The 19,481-nt window shown below is 71.5% G+C and carries 18 protein-coding genes; 4 read left to right on the top strand and 14 right to left on the bottom strand.

Going from position 1 to position 19,481, the window contains the following annotated elements; translation table 11 throughout:
• Positions 1-263: 263 nt before the first annotated feature.
• Positions 264-2,075, bottom strand: coding sequence for an IlvD/Edd family dehydratase (locus A5481_RS22995; protein ID WP_048434136.1), 1,812 nt, complete (start codon positions 2,073-2,075; stop codon positions 264-266).
• A 225-nt stretch (positions 2,076-2,300) separates the two neighbouring features.
• On the opposite strand from A5481_RS22995, the gene A5481_RS23000 reads away from it, so the two are divergent.
• Both A5481_RS23000 and A5481_RS23005 read left to right on the top strand, forming a co-directional pair.
• Positions 2,301-2,513, top strand: coding sequence for a hypothetical protein (locus tag A5481_RS23000; protein WP_048434137.1), 213 nt, complete (start codon positions 2,301-2,303; stop codon positions 2,511-2,513).
• A gap of 92 nt (positions 2,514-2,605) precedes the next feature.
• A complete protein-coding gene (locus A5481_RS23005; protein ID WP_048434138.1) occupies positions 2,606-3,784 on the top strand; it encodes a pyridoxal phosphate-dependent aminotransferase in 1,179 nt (392 codons plus the stop codon).
• 92 nt (positions 3,785-3,876) lie between these two features.
• Here A5481_RS23005 and A5481_RS23010 read toward each other — a convergent pair whose 3' ends face one another.
• Entirely contained in the window at positions 3,877-4,560 is a 684-nt protein-coding gene (locus A5481_RS23010) for a DNA-binding protein (protein ID WP_053082374.1), read from the bottom strand.
• A gap of 149 nt (positions 4,561-4,709) precedes the next feature.
• On the opposite strand from A5481_RS23010, the gene A5481_RS23015 reads away from it, so the two are divergent.
• Both A5481_RS23015 and A5481_RS23020 read left to right on the top strand, forming a co-directional pair.
• Positions 4,710-5,378: a response regulator gene (locus A5481_RS23015; RefSeq protein WP_048434139.1), complete on the top strand. Its 669-nt coding sequence runs from the start codon at positions 4,710-4,712 to the stop codon at positions 5,376-5,378.
• Entirely contained in the window at positions 5,375-6,694 is a 1,320-nt protein-coding gene (locus A5481_RS23020; RefSeq protein ID WP_048434140.1) for a sensor histidine kinase, read from the top strand. Before A5481_RS23015 ends, A5481_RS23020 begins: the two co-directional genes overlap by 4 nt.
• 200 nt (positions 6,695-6,894) lie before the next feature.
• Here the strand turns inward: A5481_RS23020 and A5481_RS23025 are convergent, their stop codons facing one another.
• The 12 genes from A5481_RS23025 to argE all read right to left on the bottom strand — a co-directional run bounded on the left by A5481_RS23025 (position 6,895) and on the right by argE (position 19,209).
• Positions 6,895-7,641, bottom strand: coding sequence for a YebC/PmpR family DNA-binding transcriptional regulator (locus A5481_RS23025; RefSeq protein WP_048434141.1), 747 nt, complete (start codon positions 7,639-7,641; stop codon positions 6,895-6,897).
• A 202-nt stretch (positions 7,642-7,843) separates the two neighbouring features.
• The gene (phnE, locus tag A5481_RS23030) at positions 7,844-8,713 is read right to left on the bottom strand and encodes a phosphonate ABC transporter, permease protein PhnE (protein WP_048434142.1); all 870 of its coding nucleotides are present in this window, start codon (positions 8,711-8,713) and stop codon (positions 7,844-7,846) included.
• Positions 8,710-9,594: a phosphonate ABC transporter, permease protein PhnE gene (gene phnE, locus A5481_RS23035; protein WP_048434143.1), complete on the bottom strand. Its 885-nt coding sequence runs from the start codon at positions 9,592-9,594 to the stop codon at positions 8,710-8,712. Before phnE (A5481_RS23035) ends, phnE (A5481_RS23030) begins: the two co-directional genes overlap by 4 nt.
• A gap of 198 nt (positions 9,595-9,792) precedes the next feature.
• A complete protein-coding gene (gene phnD / locus A5481_RS23040; RefSeq protein ID WP_048436350.1) occupies positions 9,793-10,719 on the bottom strand; it encodes a phosphonate ABC transporter substrate-binding protein in 927 nt (308 codons plus the stop codon).
• 29 nt (positions 10,720-10,748) lie between these two features.
• Positions 10,749-11,570 (bottom strand): phosphonate ABC transporter ATP-binding protein, encoded by an 822-nt coding sequence (phnC, locus tag A5481_RS23045; protein WP_048436351.1) that lies wholly within the window; start codon positions 11,568-11,570, stop codon positions 10,749-10,751.
• A 75-nt stretch (positions 11,571-11,645) separates the two neighbouring features.
• Positions 11,646-12,263 (bottom strand): DapH/DapD/GlmU-related protein, encoded by a 618-nt coding sequence (locus A5481_RS23050; RefSeq protein WP_048436352.1) that lies wholly within the window; start codon positions 12,261-12,263, stop codon positions 11,646-11,648.
• Positions 12,264-12,267: 4 nt separating this feature from the next.
• Positions 12,268-12,945: a DUF1045 domain-containing protein gene (locus A5481_RS23055; protein WP_048436353.1), complete on the bottom strand. Its 678-nt coding sequence runs from the start codon at positions 12,943-12,945 to the stop codon at positions 12,268-12,270.
• A 280-nt stretch (positions 12,946-13,225) separates the two neighbouring features.
• On the bottom strand, positions 13,226-14,737 hold the full coding sequence (locus tag A5481_RS23060) for a fumarate hydratase (protein ID WP_048436354.1): 1,512 nt from the start codon (positions 14,735-14,737) through the stop codon (positions 13,226-13,228).
• Positions 14,738-14,979: 242 nt separating this feature from the next.
• Complete coding sequence (locus A5481_RS23065) at positions 14,980-16,119, bottom strand: CaiB/BaiF CoA transferase family protein (protein ID WP_048436355.1); 1,140 nt, start codon at positions 16,117-16,119, stop codon at positions 14,980-14,982.
• A gap of 5 nt (positions 16,120-16,124) precedes the next feature.
• Entirely contained in the window at positions 16,125-17,561 is a 1,437-nt protein-coding gene (locus tag A5481_RS23070) for an aldehyde dehydrogenase family protein (protein WP_048436356.1), read from the bottom strand.
• Between the two features lie 142 nt (positions 17,562-17,703).
• Entirely contained in the window at positions 17,704-17,988 is a 285-nt protein-coding gene (locus A5481_RS23075; protein WP_048436357.1) for a hypothetical protein, read from the bottom strand.
• A 78-nt stretch (positions 17,989-18,066) separates the two neighbouring features.
• On the bottom strand, positions 18,067-19,209 hold the full coding sequence (gene argE, locus A5481_RS23080) for an acetylornithine deacetylase (protein WP_048436358.1): 1,143 nt from the start codon (positions 19,207-19,209) through the stop codon (positions 18,067-18,069).
• Between the last annotated feature and the right edge of the window lie 272 nt (positions 19,210-19,481).

Raw genomic sequence — 19,481 nt, forward strand, 5'->3', positions numbered from 1 at the left:
GGCGAGCCGTGCTGCCCGGATGAGGCGCGGAAAAATCCCCTCTCCCCGCCGGGCGGGGAGAGGCCTTCACCCCCTCGTCGGGGGTGAAGGTAGCCCGAAGGGCGAGGGTGAGGGGGTATTGCCGGAAGAGGCTCATCCGGAGCCGCCCCCTCACCCTCGGCTGCCGCCTCGCTTTGGTGACGACAAGGTCACCAAAGCCCTCTCCCCGCCCGCGGGGAGAGGGGGGAGATGCGCACCGTTCGGCGCGATCCGGGGAGGCCCCGTCAGTGGTTGTCGCGCGGCACGCCGTGGACCTGCGCGATGCGCTGGAACGCCTCGGAGCCCTTGAGGATCATGCCCTCGGAGAGCTGGTCGACCATCGCGCGCTGGATCGCCTGCCAGGGGGTCTGGCTCGCCGGGTAGGGGTAGCCGCCCCGGGCATTCAGGTCGTCGCGGCGGCGCCAGATCTCCTCCTCGGGGAGGAGGATGTCGGCGGTGCGCTTGTTGAGGTCGATCCGGACCCGGTCGCCGTTCTGGAGCAGCGCCAGGCCGCCGCCGGCCGCCGCCTCCGGCGAGGCGTTGAGGATCGAGGGCGTGCCGGAGGTGCCGGACTGGCGCCCGTCGCCGATGCAGGGCAGCGACAGCACGCCCTTGCGGATCAGCTCGCCCGGGGGCTGCATGTTCACGACTTCCGCCGCGCCCGGATAGCCGATCGGGCCGGCGCCGCGCATGATCAGTACGGTGTGCTCGTCAATCTCGAGCGCCGGGTCGTCGATGCGGTGGTGGTAATCCTCCGGCCCGTCGAACACCACGACCCGGCCCTCGAAGGCGTAGGGGTCGTCCGGGTTGGCGAGGTAGCGGTCGTAGAACTCGCGGCTGATCACGCTGGTCTTCATGATCGCGGAATCGAACAGCGAGCCCTTGAGGTTGAGGAAGCCGGCGCGCTCGCGCATCGGCTCGCCGTAGGGCTTGATGACGTCGCGGTCCCAGGTGTGGGCGTTCGTGCAATTCTCGGCAATCGTCTTGCCGTTGCAGGTCAGCGCCTCGCCGTGGAGCTTGCCGGCCTCGAGCAGTTCCGACATCACCGCCGGCAGGCCGCCGGCGCGATAGTATTCCTCGCCGAGATACTGGCCGGCGGGCTGCATGTTGACGAGGAGCGGGATGTCGTAACCGACGCGCTCCCAGTCGTCGCAGGAGAGCGGCACGCCGATCAGCTTGGCGATGGCGTTGATGTGGATCGGCGCGTTGGTCGAGCCGCCGATGGCGGTGTTGGCAACGATCGCGTTCTCGAACGCCTCGCGGGTGAGGATGTCGGAGGGCTTCAGATCCTCCCACACCATGTCGACGATGCGCTGGCCGGTGGCGTAGGCCGCCTGGCCCCGCTCGCGGTAGGGCGCGGGGATCGCCGCCGAGCCCGGCAGCGCCATGCCGAGCGCTTCGGCCAGCGCGTTCATGGTCGAGGCGGTGCCCATCGTGTTGCAATGCCCGGTCGAGGGCGCCGAGGAGGCCACGATGTCGAGGAACTGCTGGTAGTCGATGTCGCCGGCGGCGTGGCGCTCGCGGGCCTTCCATACCACGGTGCCTGAGCCCGTGCGCTCGCCGCGGCTCCAGCCGTTCAGCATCGGGCCGACATTCAGCGAGATCGTCGGGATGTTCACGGTGGCGGCCGCCATCAAGCAGGCCGGCATGGTCTTGTCGCAGCCGGTGAGCAGCACGACGCCGTCGAGGGGATAGCCGTACAGCACCTCGACCAGCGAGAGGTAGGCGAGGTTGCGGTCGAGCGAGGCGGTCGGCCGCTTGCCGGTCTCCTGGATCGGGTGGCACGGGAACTCGAAGGCCACGCCGCCGGCCGCCGTGATGCCCTCGCGCACGCGCTTGGCGAGCTCGAGGTGGTGGCGGTTGCACGGCGACAGGTCCGAACCCGTCTGGGCGATGCCGATCAACGGCTTGCCGCCGCGCAGCTCGCCGACGGTCAGGCCGAAATTGAGGTAGCGCTCGAGGTAGAGCGCGGTCATGCCCGGGTTGTCCGGGTTGTCGAACCAGAGGCGCGAACGCAGGCGGCTGGCGTCGATGCGGGGGCGCGGCGTCTGGGCCATGGCGGGGTCGTCCTTCCCGAGATCGTTCTTGTCGAGAACCGTTCTCGGGAACCTATGGACCCGGCCGGTGCAGGAAGGCAACACCGCGTCGCGCATGCCCGGGCCCTCGCGGCCTGCGACCCTGCCGGCCCATAAGTTTATCATCCGGACGCTGTCGCAAGGCCGGGGAGCGGTGCTATGAGGCCGGCTGAACCATACCGCTCGATCGTTCGGGGGAGCCGCCCAATGAGCCAAGAGAAGACGTCCAACCCGCTGGTGCCGATCGCCGCCGTGGTGTCGATCCCGGTCATCGTCTGCCTGGTCCTGATGCTCACCGACGAGGGCATCGAGCGCTCGCTGCTCTGGGCGGCGATCAAGACCGGCATCATCCTGATCGTCATCGGCGGCGCGCTCTCGTTCGGCGTCAGCCGGCTGGCCGAGCGCAACACGCAGCGCTGATCGACGGATCCCGACGGCACCGGAAGGCCGCGGGATCGAAGGCGGGGCCGCGACGCCCCGCCTCGGACTGTCCGAGGAAACGAGAGACCGCCATGCCCGTGATCGTCCCCGCCTTCTCGCGCATCGGGGAGGAGAACGCCTTCGCGGTCCTCGCCCGCGCCACGGCTCTCGCCCAGGCCGGCCGCGACGTGATCAACCTCGGCATCGGCCAGCCCGACATGCCGACCCCGCCCCACGTCGTCGAGGCGGCGGTGAAGGCCCTGCACGACGGCCACCACGGCTACACCCCGGCGACCGGCATCCTCCCCTTGCGCGAGGCGGTGTCCCGCGACCTCGACCGGCGCCTCGGCGTCCAGGTCTCGCCCGACAGCGTGATGATCGTGCCGGGCGGCAAGGTCACCATGTTCATGGCGATCCTGATGTTCGGCGAGCCGGGGGCCGAGATCCTGTACCCGGATCCGGGCTTCCCGATCTACCGCTCGATGATCGAGTTCACCGGCGCGACGCCGGTGCCGGTGCCGATCCGCGAGGCGAACGGCTTCGCCTTCTCGGCCGAGGAGACGCTCTCGCTCATCACGCCGCGCACCCGCCTCTTGATCCTCAATTCTCCCGCCAATCCCACGGGGGGCGTGACCCCGAAGGCCGAGATCGACAAGCTGGTGGCGGGACTGGCCGCTCATCCCGACGTAACGATCATGTCGGACGAGATCTACGGCACGATGACCTACGACGGCGAGCGCCATCACACGCTGCTCGCCTATCCGGAGATCCGCGACCGGCTGATCTACCTCGACGGCGCCTCGAAGACCTACGCGATGACCGGCTGGCGCCTCGGCTGGTCGGTCTGGCCGGCGCCGCTCTACGACGCCGCCCGCAAGCTCGCGGTGAACTCGTTCTCCTGCGTCAACGCCGCGACGCAATGGGCCGGGATCGCGGCGCTGGACGGGCCGCAGGACTGCGTCGCCGCGATGATGGCCGAGTTCGACCGCCGCCGCCTGCTGGTGGTCGAGGGGCTGAACCGCCTGCCCGGCGTGTCCTGCATCACCCCGAAGGGCGCCTTCTACGCTTTCCCGAACATCGGCGGCACCGGCTGGAAGGCCAAGGCGCTCGCCTCGGCGCTCCTGGAGGAGGCCGGCGTCGCGACGATCGGCGGGCCGGATTTCGGCATCCACGGCGAGGGCTACCTGCGCCTGTCCTACGCCAACTCGGCGGAGAACATCGCGCGGGCGCTGGAGCGGATCGGCGCCTTCCTGGAGACGAACCGGCGCTGAGCGCCCGCTCCCCTCGACGCGCGGACCGCCTCCCGCGCCGTCCGGGACCTCGGTCCCGGACGGCGCGGAGCAAGCCCTGAGACCACCCGGCCTCAGAACACCCGCTTCTCCCGGATCTGCCCGTCGAAGCCGACATGGAGCAGGCGCTCCTTGCCGTCCTGGCCCTTCGCCGCGACCTCGAGGTGGCGCGGCCCGCGCCCGGCGACGCGAACATCCGTATAGCCGGCATCCGTGACCGCCTTGGTGAGGGCCGGGACGTCGACGCTCGGCCCGAGGCCGACCCGGTCCTTGGCCCAGTCGAGGCCGCCGGGGGGCGGGCCGACCGGGCGGAGCGCCTCGGTCTTGCCGTCGGCCCGGGTCAGGGCGCTGGCGTGCAGGAAGCCGTTCTCGAACCGGCCCTGCACCGTCACGCTCTCGCCCTTGGCGACGAGGGTGCCGCCCTCCCCGGCCCGGCCGGTCTCGACCAGCGCCCGGCCGGTGCCGTCCTGGAGGATGAACTTGTTGCCGTAGATCTCGGCGACCTCGCCCTTGGCGGCGGTGGCGCCGGAGGGCTGGAGCGCGCTCACCGCGACCGGGGCGACGGGCGTGAGCGGCGTCTGGGCCGGCTGGGCGAGGGAGAGCCCGACGGCGCCGAGCGCCAGCGGCACCGCGACGGCGCCGACGAGGAGGCCGCGGCGGGGCCGGGCGCGCGGGGCGGCCGTCGCGGTCGCGCCGGTTGCGGTCTCGGCGGTCTTCACTTCGGTCGCCTGGCCCTCGATGGTGGTGTGGTCGGTCATCGGTGTGTTCCTTCGTGTGCTGGGCCCTTCCGGGTTGGCGCTCTTCTACGTCAGGCGCCGGGAACCGGGCCTGAACCCGGCCGTTCAGGTTCGGTTAAACCGCCGGGACTACGGCGGAATCCGCTCCAGCCACCTGGTATCGGCCGCTCATGAAACTCCTGCTCGTCGAGGACGATGCGGCCCTCGCCGCCGAGATCCTGCGGGTCCTGCGCGCCGAGAACTGCGCCGTCGACCATGCCGGCAACGGCGAGGACGGCGCCCATCTCGGCGAGACCGAGACCTACGACGCCGCGGTGCTCGATCTCGGCCTGCCCAAGCGCGACGGGTTGTCGGTGCTGCAGGGCTGGCGCGCCGCCGGCCGCACCCTTCCGGTGCTGATCCTGACCGCGCGCGACGCCTGGAGCGACAAGGTGGCGGGCTTCAAGGCGGGGGCCGACGACTACCTGGTGAAGCCGTTCCGGGTCGAGGAGCTGGTGATCCGCCTGCGGGCGCTCGTGCGCCGCGCCGCCGCCCACGGGGCGACCACCGTCGCCTGCGGCCCGGTCAGCTTCGATCCCGGTCTCGGCGCCTTCACGCGCGACGGGCTGCCCTTGAAGCTCACGGGGCTCGAATGGCGGGTCCTGTCCTGCCTGATCCTGCGGCGCGACGGCGTGGTGCCCCGGGGCGAGTTGCTGGAGCGGGTCTACGAGGGCGACGCCGAGGTCGATTCGAACTCGATCGAGGTCATCATCACGCGCCTGCGCCGCAAGATCGCGCCGGCCCGGATCGAGACCGTGCGCGGCCACGGCTACCGGCTCACCGCCGGGGACGCCGCGTGACCGGCCCGATCGGCTCCCTGCGCCGGCGCCTGCTCCTCGGGGCGCTGGCTCTGATCGCCACCGCGCTCGTGGTGGCGGGCCTCGCCATCGGGCTGATCCTCGCCCGCTTCGTGCGCGGACAGATCGACTCCCGGCTCGACGCGCAGATCGTGTCCCTGGTCTCCGGGCTGGAACCGGGCGACCCCTTGCGCCTCTCCCGCGATCTCGACGCGCCGCCCTTCGACCGGCCGGGCTCGGGCTGGACCTGGCAGGTGCGGCGGGGCTCGGCTCTCCTCGGCTCGGCCTCCCTCGCCGGCCGTCCCTTCCCCCTGCCTGAGGTGGCGGAGGCGGGCGACGACCGGCCGCGCCCGGCGGAGGCCGCCGGCCCGCGCGGCGAGGCGCTGCTTCTGCGCGTCCTCGCCCTGCCCGACGGCACCGTGGTGGCGGCGAGCGCGCCGCGCGCCGCCCTCTACGGTCCCTTGCGCGAGGCCGGCCTGGCGCTCGCCGCGAGCCTCGGGGTGCTGGGCCTGTGCCTCGCCGCCGGCGCGGTGGCGCAGGTGCGCCTGGGGTTGCAGCCCCTCGACCGGCTGCGCCGCGATCTCGAGACGGTGCGGGCGGGGCAGCGCGAGCGGGTTCCGGAGGCCCAGCCCGCCGAGGTCCGGCCGCTCGCCGCCGCGATCAACGCCCTCCTCGACCAGAACGCCGCACAGCTCGCCCAGGCCCGCACCCACGTGGCGAACCTCGCCCACGGCCTGAAGACGCCCCTCGCCACGCTGTCGCTCGCCCTGTCGGAGCCCGGCCGCGACCCCGACGGGCGCTTGGGCCACCTCGTCGGCAGCCTCGACCGCGGCGTGCGCCATCACCTGCGCCGGGCTCGCAGCGCGGCGCTGACCGGGGCGACGCGGCTGCGCACCGGGCTTTCCGGGCCGGTCTCCGACCTCGCGGCCACGCTCGAACGGCTCCATGCCGGGAAGGGCGTGCGGATCGCCCACGCGGTTCCGCCCGGCCTCGCCGCGGCCTGCGACCCGCAGGACCTCGACGAGATGCTGGGCAACCTGATCGACAATGCCTGCACGTGGTGCGCGGGTGCGGTGCGGGTGTCGGCCGAGGGCGTCGGCGGCGACGTGGTGGTGACGATCGAGGATGACGGCCCGGGCCTCGGGCCGGAGGCGCTGGCGGCGGTGGCGCAGCGCGGCCGGCGCCTCGACGAGACCGTGCCGGGCCACGGCTTCGGCCTCGCCATCACGACGGAGCTCGCCGAGCTCTACGGCGGCGGGCTGGACCTCGACCGGTCGGCGATGGGGGGCTTGCGGGCGCGGCTGCGGTTGCCGGGCTGAGCGGGGGCCGGCGCGGCCCGGAACCCGTTCCCCCCTGAAGGATCGACACCCGCCGGGTCATTCCACGGCGCTGTCAGAGACAGGAATGGCGCGGGATCACCCCTCTCCCCGCGCCGCTCGTAATCCCGTTCTCTCGACTGCCCCGAGCCCTGCATGACAGGGTACATCCAGCTCGTTCGCAGTCGCGGGCGACCGGGAGGTTAGCCCTGCATCTTCGCCATCATGGCGTCCGAGACCGCGAAGTTGACGAAGACGTTCTGCACGTCGTCCTGGTCCTCGATGGTCTCGACGAGGCGGATCAGCTTCTCGGCGGTCTCGTCGTCGACGTCGACGGTGTTCTGGGCGCGCCAGATCAGGGCGGTGCGGCGCGGCTCGCCGAAGCGGGCCTCCAGGGTCTTCGAGACCTCGCCCATCGCCCCCTGCTCGCAAATGACCTCGTGGCCGCCCTCGTCGGACTTCACGTCGTCGGCGCCGGCCTCGATGGCGGCCTCCAGCATCGTGTCGGCGTCGGCCACCTTGGCGTCGAAGGCGACGAGGCCGACATGGTCGAACATGAACGAGACCGCGCCGGTCTCGGCGAGGCTGCCGCCGGACTTGGTGAAGGCCGAGCGCACGTCGCTAGCCGTGCGGTTGCGGTTGTCGGTCTGCGCCTCGACGATGAGCGCCGCGCCGCCGGGGCCGTAGCCCTCGTAGCGGACCTCCTCGTAGTTCTCCGCGTCGCCGCCGGCCGCCTTCTTGATGGCGCGCTCGATGTTGTCCTTGGGCATGTTCTCGGCCCGGGCCGCCAGGATGGCGGCGCGCAGGCGCGGGTTCATCGACGGGTCGGGCGTGCCGAGCTTGGCCGCGACGGTGATCTCCCGGGCGAGCTTGGAGAAGACCTTCGAGCGGACCGCGTCGACGCGGCCCTTGCGGTGCATGATGTTCTTGAACTGTGAATGCCCGGCCATGCTGCTCCCCGGCGGCTGGTGAACCTTGCGCGCGGAGAGCGCCCGGCGGGGCTCTCGACGCCGCGAGGTGCGTTGAGACAGCCGGCTTATAGGCGCCCGCCCAGGGGGAAGACAATGAGGAAGACAAGCGCGCCGCGCGCGGTTTTCGCACCCCGTCGTGCTCGCGAAAACCCGCTGGAATCAGGCCCCTACGCGGCCGGGCTCAGGGCGGGGCAGCCCCGATGATCGCCCGGCGCAGGCGGCCCGAGACGAGGTCGATCAGCGCCACCGTGACGAGGATCATCAGCACCAGGAAGGCGACCTGCTGCATCTCGAGCACCCGGATCAGCTCGGTCAGGTACTGGCCGATGCCGCCGGCCCCGACGATGCCGATGATGGTGGCCGAGCGGGTGTTCGATTCGAAGAAGTAGAGCACCTGGCTCGCCAGCACCGGGAGCACCGCCGGCACCAGGCCGAAGCGGACCCGGTGCAGCCGCCCGCCGCCCGAGGCGGTCACGCCCTCCTGCGCCTTGCGGTCGGCGGTCTCGATCGCCTCGGAGAACAGCTTGCCGAGCGCCCCGAAATCCGAGCACGCGATGGCGAGCGCACCTGCGAAGGGACCGAGGCCGACGACGTTGATCCAGATCAGCGCCCAGATCAGCACGTCGACCGAGCGGATCACGTCGAAGCTGCGGCGCACCCCGAAGCGCAGGAAGGGGTTTCGCACCACGTTGCGGGCGGCCAGGAACGCCACCGGAAAGGCGAGGCAGGCCGCCGTCAGCGTGCCGAGGAACGCGATCGCCAGGGTCTCCCCGAGGGCGGTCGCGAACAGGCCGAGGCGTCCGCCGGCCGAGGGCGGCAGCATCATGCCGGCGAACTCGCCCAGGCGGTGCAGGCCGTGGAGGATGCGCAGGAGCGAGAAATCGAGCCGCACCATCGCGACCACCGCCAGGGCGACGATCACCGCGAGGGTGCCCAGGACGGCCGCGCGGCGCGACCACGCCGGCCGGAAGACCCGGGGGTGTCGCTGCCGCAGGCCGTCGAGATCGGCGAGCGCCGCCTGACGCAGGGGAGAGGACGGGCGGCGGTTCATGCGTGGGCCTCCCGGCCGAGGAGGTGGTGGCGCAGGCGCTCGGTGGCGAGGTCGATCGTCACCACGGTGAGGATGACGAGGAGCAGGATCGCGCTCACGTCCGAGTAGTAGAAGTTGCGGATCGCCACCAGGAACTCCTGGCCGATGCCGCCGGCCCCGACGAAGCCCATCACGCCGGCGCCCCGCACGTTGATCTCGAAGCGCAGCAGCGCGTAGGACGCGAAGTTCGACAGGACCTGCGGCACCACCGCGAAGCGCACGGTCGCGACGAGGCCGGCCCCGGTTCCGGTCAGGCCCTCGACCGGCTTCATGTCGATGTTCTCGACGACCTCCGAGAACAGCTTGCCGAGCGCGCCGGCCGTGTGGATGGCGATGGCGAGCACGCCGACCATCGGCCCGAGCCCGAAGGCGATGACGAAGATCAGCGCGAACACCACCTCGGGCACCGTGCGGCACACTTCCAGGAAGCGCCGGGCCACGAACCGGATCGTCCGTGAGCGCACCAGGTTGGCCGAGGCGAGGAAGCACAGGAGGAAGGCCGCGATGCCGCCGAGCAGCGTGCCGAGATAGGCCATCAGGATGGTCTCGGCGAGGAGCCCGAGCCATTTCGGCAGGCCCCAGTACCAGGCCGCCACATCCGCCGGCAGGTTCGCCAGGGTCAGGACCGGCATGATCTGGTCGAGATAGGCGGTGAAGTTCTGGATGTTGTCGAGGAAGGTGAGCGGCCGCACCTCGGCCATCCAGCCGGCGAGGAGGTAGAGCGCCGCAATCGCGACGACGATCGCCAGGGTGCGGCGGTGCGAGGCGGCGACGGCGCCGGAATACGCGGCGAGCAGGGTGCTCTCGCGGTCGGGCGGGAGTTTCTCGATGTGGACGGTCACGGAAAAGGCTCCTCCCCTCCCCCTTGTGGGGAGGGGTCAGGGGGATCGAAGATCCCGCGTGGGGGTGGTGCCGGATGAGGCTCAGCGGTGCCTCCTGCACCACCCCCACCCCTAGCCCCTCCCCACAACTTGCAGCGATACCGGGCAAGCCCGGGATCGCCTGGGGGAGGGGAGGCGCCATACCTGCAAGACGTCGTTCTACGACCGCTTGCGCTGCTCGTCGTTGTGGCGGAGCATCTCGATGATCGGCTGGTAGTCCTTCAGCGTCACCGGGGTGAGGTCGAGGTCCTTGCCGTCCGAGAGCTTGTCGAAGGCGGCCTTGTCCTTGGTCGGGAGATCGATGAAGGCCTGGCGGATCGTCTGCTTCAGGTCGTCGGGCAGGCTGGCGAGGACCGCGAAGGGCCCCTCGGGCAGGAACTCGGACTTGAAGACGACGCGGAAGTCCGACTGCTTCATCGGCGTGCCGTCGGCGTTCTTCACCATGCCCTTGGCCAGCATCCGGGTCAGGTTGCTGTCGGTGTCGGAGTTCCAGAAATTGGCGGCGGCGTCCGCGGTGCCCTGGGCGAGCGCCAGGACGGCGTTCTCGTGGCTGCCGGCATAGAAGGTCTTGCCGAAGAACTTGTCGACGTCGTGGCCGGCCTTGTGCAGGAAGAAGCGCGGGGCCTGGTTGCCGGAGGTCGAGTTCGGATCGACGAGGGCGAGGCTCTTGCCCTTCAGGTCCTCGATCGACTTGTAGGGGCTGTCGGCCCGGACGTAGATCACCGAGTAGTAGCCCGACACCCCGGTCTCGTGCTTCTGGTTGACCACCGGCTCGATCTTCACGCCGGTGATGACGGCGCGGGCGAAGGAGGCCGGACCGTAGAAGGCGATCTGGATGTTGCCGGCGCGCTGGCCCTCGATCACCGCCGCGTAGTCGTTGGCGACCCGCAGCTTCACCGGCACGCCGAGCTGCTTGGTGAGGTAGGCGGTGAGCGGGGTCCAGCGGTCGACGGTGCCCGAGGCGTTCTCGGCCGGGATGACGCCGAGCGTCAGCTCGGGATATTTCGCCTTCCAGTCCTGAGCCAGGGCGGGGCCGGCGGCGAGCATCAGGGCGGCGGCGCCCACGAGGGTGCGACGGTTCAGCATCGATCAAGTCCTTCTCGGAACGGGAAAATTCAGGCGCTCAGCGCCTCGGCGTGGCGGATCGGGGCCCGCATCGGCCGCGGCCGCGTCTCGGGCTCGCCGCGGTCCATCACCTCGCCGGCCTCGAGGCCGTAGAGGGTGCGGGCGACGTCCTCGGTGAGGTCGAAGCCGCGGCCGTCGAACACCACCCGGCCCTCCGAGAGGCCGATCAGCCGGTCGCAATAGGCGCGGGCGAGGTCGAGGGAGTGCAGGTTGCACAGCACCGTGATGCCGTAGCGCCTGTTGGCGTCGGCGAGCGCATCCATCACCAGGCGGGTGTTGCGGGGATCGAGGGAGGCCACCGGCTCGTCGGCCAGGATGATCTCCGGCTCCTGCACCAGGGCGCGGGCGATGGCGACGCGCTGCTGCTGGCCGCCCGACAGCTGGTCGGCCCGGTTGGCGGCAAAGCCCCCCATGTCGAAATTCTCGAGCGCGGCGAGCGCCAGCGCCCGGTCCTCCTCGCTCCACAGCTTGAGCAGCGAGCGGTGGGCCGGCACCTGGTCGAGCCGGCCCATCAGCACGTTCGTCATCACGTCGAGCCGGCCGACGAGGTTGAACTGCTGGAAGATCATCGCGCAGCGGGCACGCCAGGCGCGGAGCGCCCGGCCGCGCAAGCGCGTCACGTCGGTGCCGTCGTAGAGGATGCGCCCGCCCGTCGGGTCGGCGAGGCGGTTGAGCATCCGCAGCAGGGTCGACTTGCCGGCGCCCGAGCGCCCGATCACGCCGACGAAGCTGCCGCGCTCGATGGAGAGGCTGACGCCGTCCACGGCGCGGCGCGCCCCGTACTGACGGGTGAGATTCTCGACAACCAGCATCCGTTCGCCTGTTTCCACTGTTCGGGCGAACGTAAACGCCGGTTGAACGACAACACGATGACGGTCCGTCAGTGCTTAGCCGGCGTATTTATTCAGGAAATCCTCGATCGGGAGGGCGCGAAAGTCGGGGAGCGCCTGCCGCAGGCGGTCGTGGTCCCAGTCCCACCAGGCGAGCGCCAGCAAGCGCGCGGCGGTCGCTTCGTCGAAGCGGCGGCGGACGGGGCGAGCCGGATTGCCGACCACGATGGCGTAGGGCTCGACGTCCCGGGTGACGATGGCGCCGGCCCCGACGACCGCGCCGGTGCCGATGCTGCGCCCGGGCAGCACCACGACCCCGTGGCCGATCCAGACGTCGTGGCCGATGGTGACGGGGCTCGCCCGGCGCCGGTCGAAGAAGGCCGGCTCGTTCGATTCGTCAGGCCAGTACGAGGCGGCGCGGTAGGTGAAGTGGCTCTGCGAGGCCCGCTCCATCGGGTGGTTGCCCGGGTTGATCCGCACCATCGCGGCGATCGAGCAGAACTTGCCGATGGTGGTGTAGATCACCTCGCCGTCGTTGCCGATGTAGGAGTAGTCGTCGAGCGAGGTCTCGGTGAGCTGCGTGCGCGGGCCGATCTCGGTGTAGCGGCCGAGGCGGCATTCCCGGACCCGGGCGGTCGGGTCGATGACGGGCTCCAGGCCCAGTTGTCCGGCCATGTCGTCAGCCTCCGAGAGCGATGCGCCGCAAGACCCGGAACGGGCCGGCACCGTCCTGGCGCAGCACCGACAGGGCATCGAGGGTCAGCGGCGCGCCGGCGCCGTAGGCGGCGGCCAGGCGCTCGCGCCAGGGGGCGCGGTCGGCTTCCGGCAGGGCGTCGGTGAGGGTCATGTGGAAGCGGAACGCCTCGAAGACGTGCGGGTAGCCCCAGGCCGCCAGCAGCGCCCGGCCGCGGGGGCTCAGGCGCTCGGGCTTGCGGCGGGCGGTCTCGGATTCGGTCAGGGGCGCGCGGAACGGCTCGAAGGCGGCGACGCATTCGGCGGCGAACAGGCCGAGGTCCGGCGGCGCGGCCTGCGGGATCAGCGCCGTGAAGGCGCCCAGCGTCGCGACCTTGAGGGGACCGACCGGGATCGGCGGATGATCGGCGGCCAGCGCCTCCGCCGCCGCCAGCAGGCCGGCCTCGGTGGTGCCGGGAGCAAGCCGCATCGGCGCCTTCAGGGTGGCGTGGAAGCCGTAGACCCGTGGGGAGTCCGTCACGCCCGCAAGATCGGCCAGCCCGTCGGGACGGGGGATCTCCGTGCCGGTGTGGTTGTCGTAGCCCAGGATCGCATTGCCGAACCGGGCGAGGTCCGAGCCGGGCTTCGGCGTGAAGTAGAGGGCGTAGCGCGTCGTGCCGGTCACGCGGTTCTCCTTGTGCCGCCTGTTCAGCACGCGGGCATGACTGAACGGTGACGGTGGCAGGAAGGCGCGACAGCGGTGAGCATGAACCCTCCCCTCTCTGCGGGGGAGGGTGCCCGGCGGAGCCGGGCGGGAGAGGGGCAGCGCGACGCCGATCCAGGGGTCGCTCGTCATGACGTGCGCGACCTTTCCGGAAGCGGGCTCCCCTCTCCCGCCTCGCTTCGCTCGCCACCCTCCCCCGCAGAGGGGGGAGGGAGAAACCCGCACTCGACCGATCCCGACGTTACGCCGGCGCCATCTCCCGCACCGGCCGCCTCCACCGCGCCGGGCCGTCGCGGTGGACCGAGGTGCCGGCGGCGTCGACCGCGACCGTGACCGGCATGTCCTCGACGACGAATTCGTGGATCGCCTCCATGCCGAGATCGGCGAAGGCGAGCACCCGGGCCGCCTTGATCGCCTTCGAGACGAGGTAGGCCGCGCCGCCGACCGCGATCAGGTAGGCCGCGCCGTGGCGCGCGATGGTCTCGACGGCGGCGGGACCGCGCTCGGCCTTGCCGACCATGACGAGAAGGCCGGTCCGCGACAGGATCGGCTCCAGGAACTTGTCCATCCGGGTCGCCGTGGTGGGACCGGCCGGGCCCACCGCCTCGTCGCCGACCGCGTCGACCGGGCCGACATAGTAGATCGCCCGGTCGCGCAGATCGACCGGCAGGGGCTCGCCCGCCTCCAGCATCCGGGTCAGGCGAAGATGCGCCGCGTCGCGCCCGGTGAGCAGGCGGCCCGACAGCAGCAGCGTCTCGCCGGCGCGCCAGGTCGCCACCTCCTCGCGGGTCAGCCGGTCGAGGTCGACCCGGCGCCCGGCGGCGGTCGCGACGCTGATGTCCTGCGGCCAGAGGTCGAGGGAGGGCGGGGTGAAGACGGCGGGACCGCTGCCGTCGAGGGTGAAGTGGGCGTGCCGGTCGGCGGCGCATTGCGGAATCAGGCCGACGGGGAGCGAGGCGGCGTGGACCGGGAAGGTCTTGAGCTTCACATCCAGCACGGTGGTCAGCCCGCCGAGGCCCTGCGCGCCGATGCCGAGCGCGTTGACCCGCTCGAAGATCTCGAGCCGCAATTCCTCCTCCTTGGACGAGGGGCCGCGGGCGCGGATCTGCGGCAGGTCGATCGGGTCGAGGAGCGAGAGCTTGGCCAGCGTCATCGCCTTCTCGGGCGAGCCGCCGACGCCGATCCCGAGCATGCCGGGCGGGCACCATCCGGCCCCCAGGGTCTCGACGGTGCGCACCACCCAGTCGGCGACCGAATCGCTCGGGTTGAGGGCGGCGAACTTCGCCTTGTTCTCCGAGCCGCCGCCCTTCGCGGCGACGTGGACCTCGATCGCGTCGCCGGCCACCAGCTCGACGTGGAGCATGGCCGGCGCGTTGTCGCCGGTGTTGCGGCGGCCGAAGAGCGGCTCGGAGACCACGGAGGCGCGCAGCGGGTTGCGCTCCTCGCGCCACGCCCGGCGCACGCCCTCGTCGACGATCTCCTGGAGCGAGCGGTTCGAGACGATGCGGGCGTTGAGCCCGACCTTCATGAACACCTGCGCAGTGCCGGTATCCTGGCAGATCGGCCGCCGGCCGAAGGCGGCCATGCGGGAATTGACCAGGATCTGCGCCATCGCGTCCCGGGCCGCCGGGCTCTCCTCGCGCCGCCAGGCGTCGGCGAGGTTCTCGATGTAGTCCGCCGGGTGGTAGTACGAGATGAATTGCAGGGCGTCGGCGATGGAGGCGACCAGGTCGTCTTCGCGGATGGTGGCCATGGTTGTCCTCCAAAGACAATGATCTGAGATCGCCGCAGCCTTGATTGATCAAGCGCGGGATCCCCTCTCCCGTGTGGGAGAGGGGTAGGGGTGAGGGTGCTACGGTTCTGATTGAAGCACTGAACGTCGTGCTGGCAGCTCAACGGTCAGAGCTTGGTTCTGAACCGTCTCCACCCTCACCCCCGGCCCCTCTCCCAAACGGGAGAGGGGAGTGTGCTGGACTTATCGGGGTTGCGGAAGGTCTACGCCGCAAACTCCCGCCGGATCGCCTCGCTGTGCTCGCCGATTCCCGGCACGCGGCCCATCACCGGCGCCTGGCCGTTGCGGAGCGCCGGCGGCGCGACGATCGAGGCCGGGCCGGCCGGGGTCTCGACGGTCACCCGCCGGAGCGCGGGGTGCGAGACGAGGTCGGACAGGCCGTTGACGAAGCCGTAGGCGGTGCCGGCTTCGCGCAGCCGCGCGGCCGCCTCGTCGCGGCTGAGATCCGCGAAGACCTGCGCCACCACCGCGTCGACCTCGGGCCGGTTCGCCACCCGGGCGTTGTTGCTCTCGAAGCCCGCCCGCGCGGGAAGATCGGGCTGGCGCAGGAACTCGGAGCAGAACTTGCGCCATTCGCGCTCGTTCTGGATCGAGATCAGCACCAGGGCCCCGTCCCGGGTCGGGAAGGCGCCGTAGGGGCAGATCGACGGGTGGGCGAGGCCGACCCGCTGCGGCGCCCGGCCGGTACCCTCGAAGTAGAGGAGCGGCACGTTCATCCAGTCGGCCATGCCGTCGAACAGGCTGACTTCGAGCTTCGCGCCCTCCCCGGTGATGCCCCGGGCGATCAGCGCCTCCAGCACCGCCGCGTGGGCCGCCATGCCGCAGGCGATGTCGCAGACCGACACCCCGACCCGGCCGGGACCGGCCGGGTGGCCGGTGATCTCGGCCAGGCCGCTCTCGGCCTGGACCAGGAGGTCGTAGGCCTTCATGTCGGAGTAGGAATGCCCGGTGCCGTAGCCGGTCACGTCGACCGTGATGAGCCGCGGATAGCGGGCCCGCAACTCCTCCGAGCCGAAGCCCGCCCGGGCGGCGGCGCCCGGCGCGAGGTTCTGGATGAACACGTCGGCCGTCGCCAGCACCGCGTGCAGGAGCCGGGCATCGCCCGGATCCTTGATGTCGGCGACCAGGCTCTCCTTGCCGCGGTTGAGCCAGACGAAGTAGCTCGCCAGCCCGTTCACCGCCGCGTCGTAGCCGCGGGCGAAATCGCCCTCCGGCCGCTCGATCTTGATGACGCGGGCGCCCGCGTCGGCCAGGCGCGAGGAGCAGTAGGGGGCTGCCACCGCCTGCTCGAGCGCCACCACGGTCAGGCCCTTGAGCGGCCTCACCCCACTCCCCGCCGCCATGACCCTCAGACCCCGTGCTTGATCGCGATCATCTTCATGGCGCCGAAGCCGTAAAGCGCCTCGAAGCCCTTCTCGCGGCCGTGGCCCGAGCCCTTCACGCCGCCGAAGGGCAGCTCGACGCCGCCGCCCGCGCCGTAATTGTTGACGAAGACCTGGCCCGACTTGATGCCCTTCGACAGGCGCAGCGCCTTGCCGAGATCCTGGGTCCAGATGCCGGCGGCGAGCCCGTACTCGGTGCCGTTCGCGACCTTCAAGGCCTCGGCCTCGTCGCGCACCCGGATCGCCACCAGGACCGGCCCGAAGATCTCTTCCTGCGCCAGGCGGTGGTCCGGCGGCACGTCGCCGATCAGGGTCGGGCGGACGTAGTAGCCGTCGCCCGGCACGTTGGTGCCGAGCTCGCCCTCGGCCAGGATGGTCAGGCCGTCGCGGCGGGCGAGATCGATGTAGCCCTGCACCCGCTCGCACTGCTTGGCGTTGACCACGGGGCCGAGGTCGAGGTCCTGCTCGCCCGAGCCGACGCGCAGGTCCTTGAAGCGCTTGGCGAGATCGGCAGTGAAGCTATCGTAGATCTTGTCCTCGATCACCACGCGGGACCCGGCCGAGCAGGTCTGGCCGGCATTCTGGGTGATCGCCTTGACGATGACGGTGCCGGCCTCCGACAAGTCGGCGTCGGCGAAGACGACCTGGGGCGACTTGCCGCCGAGCTCGAGCGTGACGGGAATGGTGTTCTTGGCCGCCGCCGTCTGGATCAGGATTCCGACCTCCCGCGAGCCGGTGAAGCTGATGTGGTGGATGCCCTTGTGCGAGGCCAGTGCCGCGCCCGCCTCCTCGCCCAAGCCCGTCACCACGTTGAGGCTGCCGGCCGGGAAGCCGGCCTCGGCCGCGAGCTTGGCGAGGTGGAGCGCCGAGAGCGAGGTGTCCTCGGCGGGCTTGAGCACGACCGCGTTGCCCATGGCGAGCGCCGGGGCGACCGAGCGGCCGGTCATCTGGAGGGGGTAGTTCCACGGCACGATCACGCCGACGACGCCGTGCGGCTCGTAGACGGTCATGACGGTGAAGCCGTTCTGGAACGGGATCGTGTCGCCGTGCACTTTGTCGGCGGCGCCGCCGTAATACTCGAAGTAGCGGGCGCAGACCTGGGCATCGTTGCGGGCGAGCGTCATCGGCTTGCCGACGTCCTCGCTCTCCATCTTGGCCAGGATCTCGGCGTCGCGGCGGATCAACTCGGCGAGCTTCAGCATCAGCCGGCCGCGGGAGGCGGCGTCGAGCCGGCCCCACTCGCCGTCCATGGCGGCGTGGCCGGCCTTGACGGCGTCGTCGATCTCCTTGGCACCGCCGCGGGCGATGCGGGCCATCTCCTGGCCGTGCGACGGGTTGAGGACCGGCAGGGTCGCCTCGCCGCCGACCCAGGTGCCGCCGATGAAGTGCTGATGGGCGTTCATGCGTCTACCTCCCGTGACGGCCGGCCGCCATTCCCGAGGCGGCCGGCCGGCTGTTGGGCGCGGTGTTACCGCGCCGGGAGGCCCGATTCCAATACGATCGACGGGCGCGCGCGATAGAATCGCGATATGGCGCCGGCCGCCGTCAGCGGCTGCCGCTGCCGCTGCTGCCCTGCGGCACCGCGCGGGACGGCTGGCCGGCATTGCCGCCCGCCGCCGAGTTGCCGGTCACCGTCGAGGCGCCGGTCGAGCCGGGCGCCACGACGCCGCCGGCACCGCCGCCGGTGTTGTTCGGCACCGGCGCGACGGTACCGGTGGCGGCAGGGCCCGTCCGCATGGTGCCGGGGGCGGTGGACGGGGCGGCGGTCTGGGCTGAGGCCGCACCCGCGACGAGAAGGCCGGCGGCGAGTCCTGCGAGAATCGAACGCATGCTGCTCTCCTGTCGGATCCGAGGTTCGTTAGATCCTGGACCCGACAACGCGGCCGAACTGGTCCGGTTCGGTTGCGCTCAACTTTGATCCGCGATCACCCGGCGCAGCATCGCGCAGCATTCGTCGAGGTCGGAAAGCCCGATCGATTCGTCGGGCCGGTGCGCTTCGGCGATGCGGCCCGGGCCGCAGATGATCGACGGGATGCCGGCGGCCTGGAACAGCCCGGCCTCGGTGCCGTAGCTCACCGCCCCGAGGGCCTCATGGCCGGACCAGGCCTCGGCGAGGCGGCGCAAGGGTGCGTCGTCGGGAAGGTCGAGGGCGGGATAGAGCGACAGGATCTCGCTCTCGACCGCGACCTCCCGCCCGGCCGCCCGCAACGGCGCCACGAGGCCGGCGATGCCGGCCTGGAGCGCGTCGTGGATCGTCATCGGGTCGGTGCCCGGCACGGCGCGGGCCTCCCACTCGACCCGGCAGGTATCGGGCACGACGTTGACCCCGGTGCCGCCGGCGATCACCCCGACCTGCAGCGTCGAGGAGGCGGGCGCGAACAGCGGGTGGAACGGCCCCTCGCGGGAGAAGCGCTCGTGCGTCGCCCGCACCAGCCCGACGATGTCGGCGGCGAGATGCACGGCGTTGTCGGCGAGGTCGGGCCGCGAGGAATGGCCGGCCCGGCCGCGCACCGTCAGGCGACCCGCCACCTTGCCCTTGTGGCGCAGGACCGGCCGCATCTCGGAGGGCTCGCCGACGAGGCATCCGACCGGGGCGGCGCACAGCTCGGGCAGCCGCGCGATCATGTGGCGCACGCCGACGCAGCCGACCTCCTCGTCGTAGGACAGGGCGAGGTGGATCGGCCGGGCGAGGTTCGCCGCCACCATCTCGGGCACCAGGGCGAGCAGGCAGGCGACGAAGCCCTTCATGTCGACGGCGCCGCGCCCGACCAGGCGGTCGCCGCTCCGGCGCAGGGTGAAGGGATCGCCGCTCCAGCCCTGCCCGGCCGGCACCACGTCGAGATGGCCCGACAGCACGATCCCCGGCACGTCGCGCGGGCCGATGGTGGCGAACAGGTTGGCGCGGTCGCCCTCCGGCCCCGGCAGCACCCGAGCCTCGACGCCGTGGCGGGCGAGGTGGTCGCGCACCAGGTCCACGATCGTCCCGTTCGGCGTGCGGCACACCGACGGAATCGCGACGAGATCGGACAGGAGGGCGGCGGCGTCTTGCATCGGGGCGTCTCGCGGTGGCGCGGGCTTTCGCGAATCATAGCCCGGACCGGCGGCCGCGCCCCGGCCGATGCCGGGCCCCCGCACGGCAGAACCTGCCGCAAACGGTGCCCCGGACGGCACGCGCCGGCGGCCGGCGGCCGGGGCCTCGCCAAGTTCACGCCAAGTCGCCGCCGCTCCGTTCTGATTGTTGACAATCCTACGAAGATGGTGATGATTGTTTGGGCCGGACGGAACATGCCCAAAAATTTGGCGGTGCAGCATCGGACGATCGC

The organism is Methylobacterium platani (genome assembly GCF_001653715.1).
Classification (GTDB): domain Bacteria; phylum Pseudomonadota; class Alphaproteobacteria; order Rhizobiales; family Beijerinckiaceae; genus Methylobacterium; species Methylobacterium platani.

What these genes read in the sequence shown, in the direction of transcription:
- A5481_RS22995 (WP_048434136.1), bottom strand. Translation starts at nt 2,075, where the DNA reads ATGGCCCAGACGCCGCGCCCCCGCATCGACGCCAGCCGCCTGCGTTCG.
- A5481_RS23000 (WP_048434137.1), top strand. Translation starts at nt 2,301, where the DNA reads ATGAGCCAAGAGAAGACGTCCAACCCGCTGGTGCCGATCGCCGCCGTG.
- A5481_RS23005 (WP_048434138.1), top strand. Translation starts at nt 2,606, where the DNA reads ATGCCCGTGATCGTCCCCGCCTTCTCGCGCATCGGGGAGGAGAACGCC.
- A5481_RS23010 (WP_053082374.1), bottom strand. Translation starts at nt 4,560, where the DNA reads ATGACCGACCACACCACCATCGAGGGCCAGGCGACCGAAGTGAAGACC.
- A5481_RS23015 (WP_048434139.1), top strand. Translation starts at nt 4,710, where the DNA reads ATGAAACTCCTGCTCGTCGAGGACGATGCGGCCCTCGCCGCCGAGATC.
- A5481_RS23025 (WP_048434141.1), bottom strand. Translation starts at nt 7,641, where the DNA reads ATGGCCGGGCATTCACAGTTCAAGAACATCATGCACCGCAAGGGCCGC.
- phnE (WP_048434142.1), bottom strand. Translation starts at nt 8,713, where the DNA reads ATGAACCGCCGCCCGTCCTCTCCCCTGCGTCAGGCGGCGCTCGCCGAT.
- phnD (WP_048436350.1), bottom strand. Translation starts at nt 10,719, where the DNA reads ATGCTGAACCGTCGCACCCTCGTGGGCGCCGCCGCCCTGATGCTCGCC.
- phnC (WP_048436351.1), bottom strand. Translation starts at nt 11,570, where the DNA reads ATGCTGGTTGTCGAGAATCTCACCCGTCAGTACGGGGCGCGCCGCGCC.
- A5481_RS23050 (WP_048436352.1), bottom strand. Translation starts at nt 12,263, where the DNA reads ATGGCCGGACAACTGGGCCTGGAGCCCGTCATCGACCCGACCGCCCGG.
- A5481_RS23060 (WP_048436354.1), bottom strand. Translation starts at nt 14,737, where the DNA reads ATGGCCACCATCCGCGAAGACGACCTGGTCGCCTCCATCGCCGACGCC.
- A5481_RS23065 (WP_048436355.1), bottom strand. Translation starts at nt 16,119, where the DNA reads ATGGCGGCGGGGAGTGGGGTGAGGCCGCTCAAGGGCCTGACCGTGGTG.
- A5481_RS23070 (WP_048436356.1), bottom strand. Translation starts at nt 17,561, where the DNA reads ATGAACGCCCATCAGCACTTCATCGGCGGCACCTGGGTCGGCGGCGAG.
- A5481_RS23075 (WP_048436357.1), bottom strand. Translation starts at nt 17,988, where the DNA reads ATGCGTTCGATTCTCGCAGGACTCGCCGCCGGCCTTCTCGTCGCGGGT.
- argE (WP_048436358.1), bottom strand. Translation starts at nt 19,209, where the DNA reads ATGCAAGACGCCGCCGCCCTCCTGTCCGATCTCGTCGCGATTCCGTCG.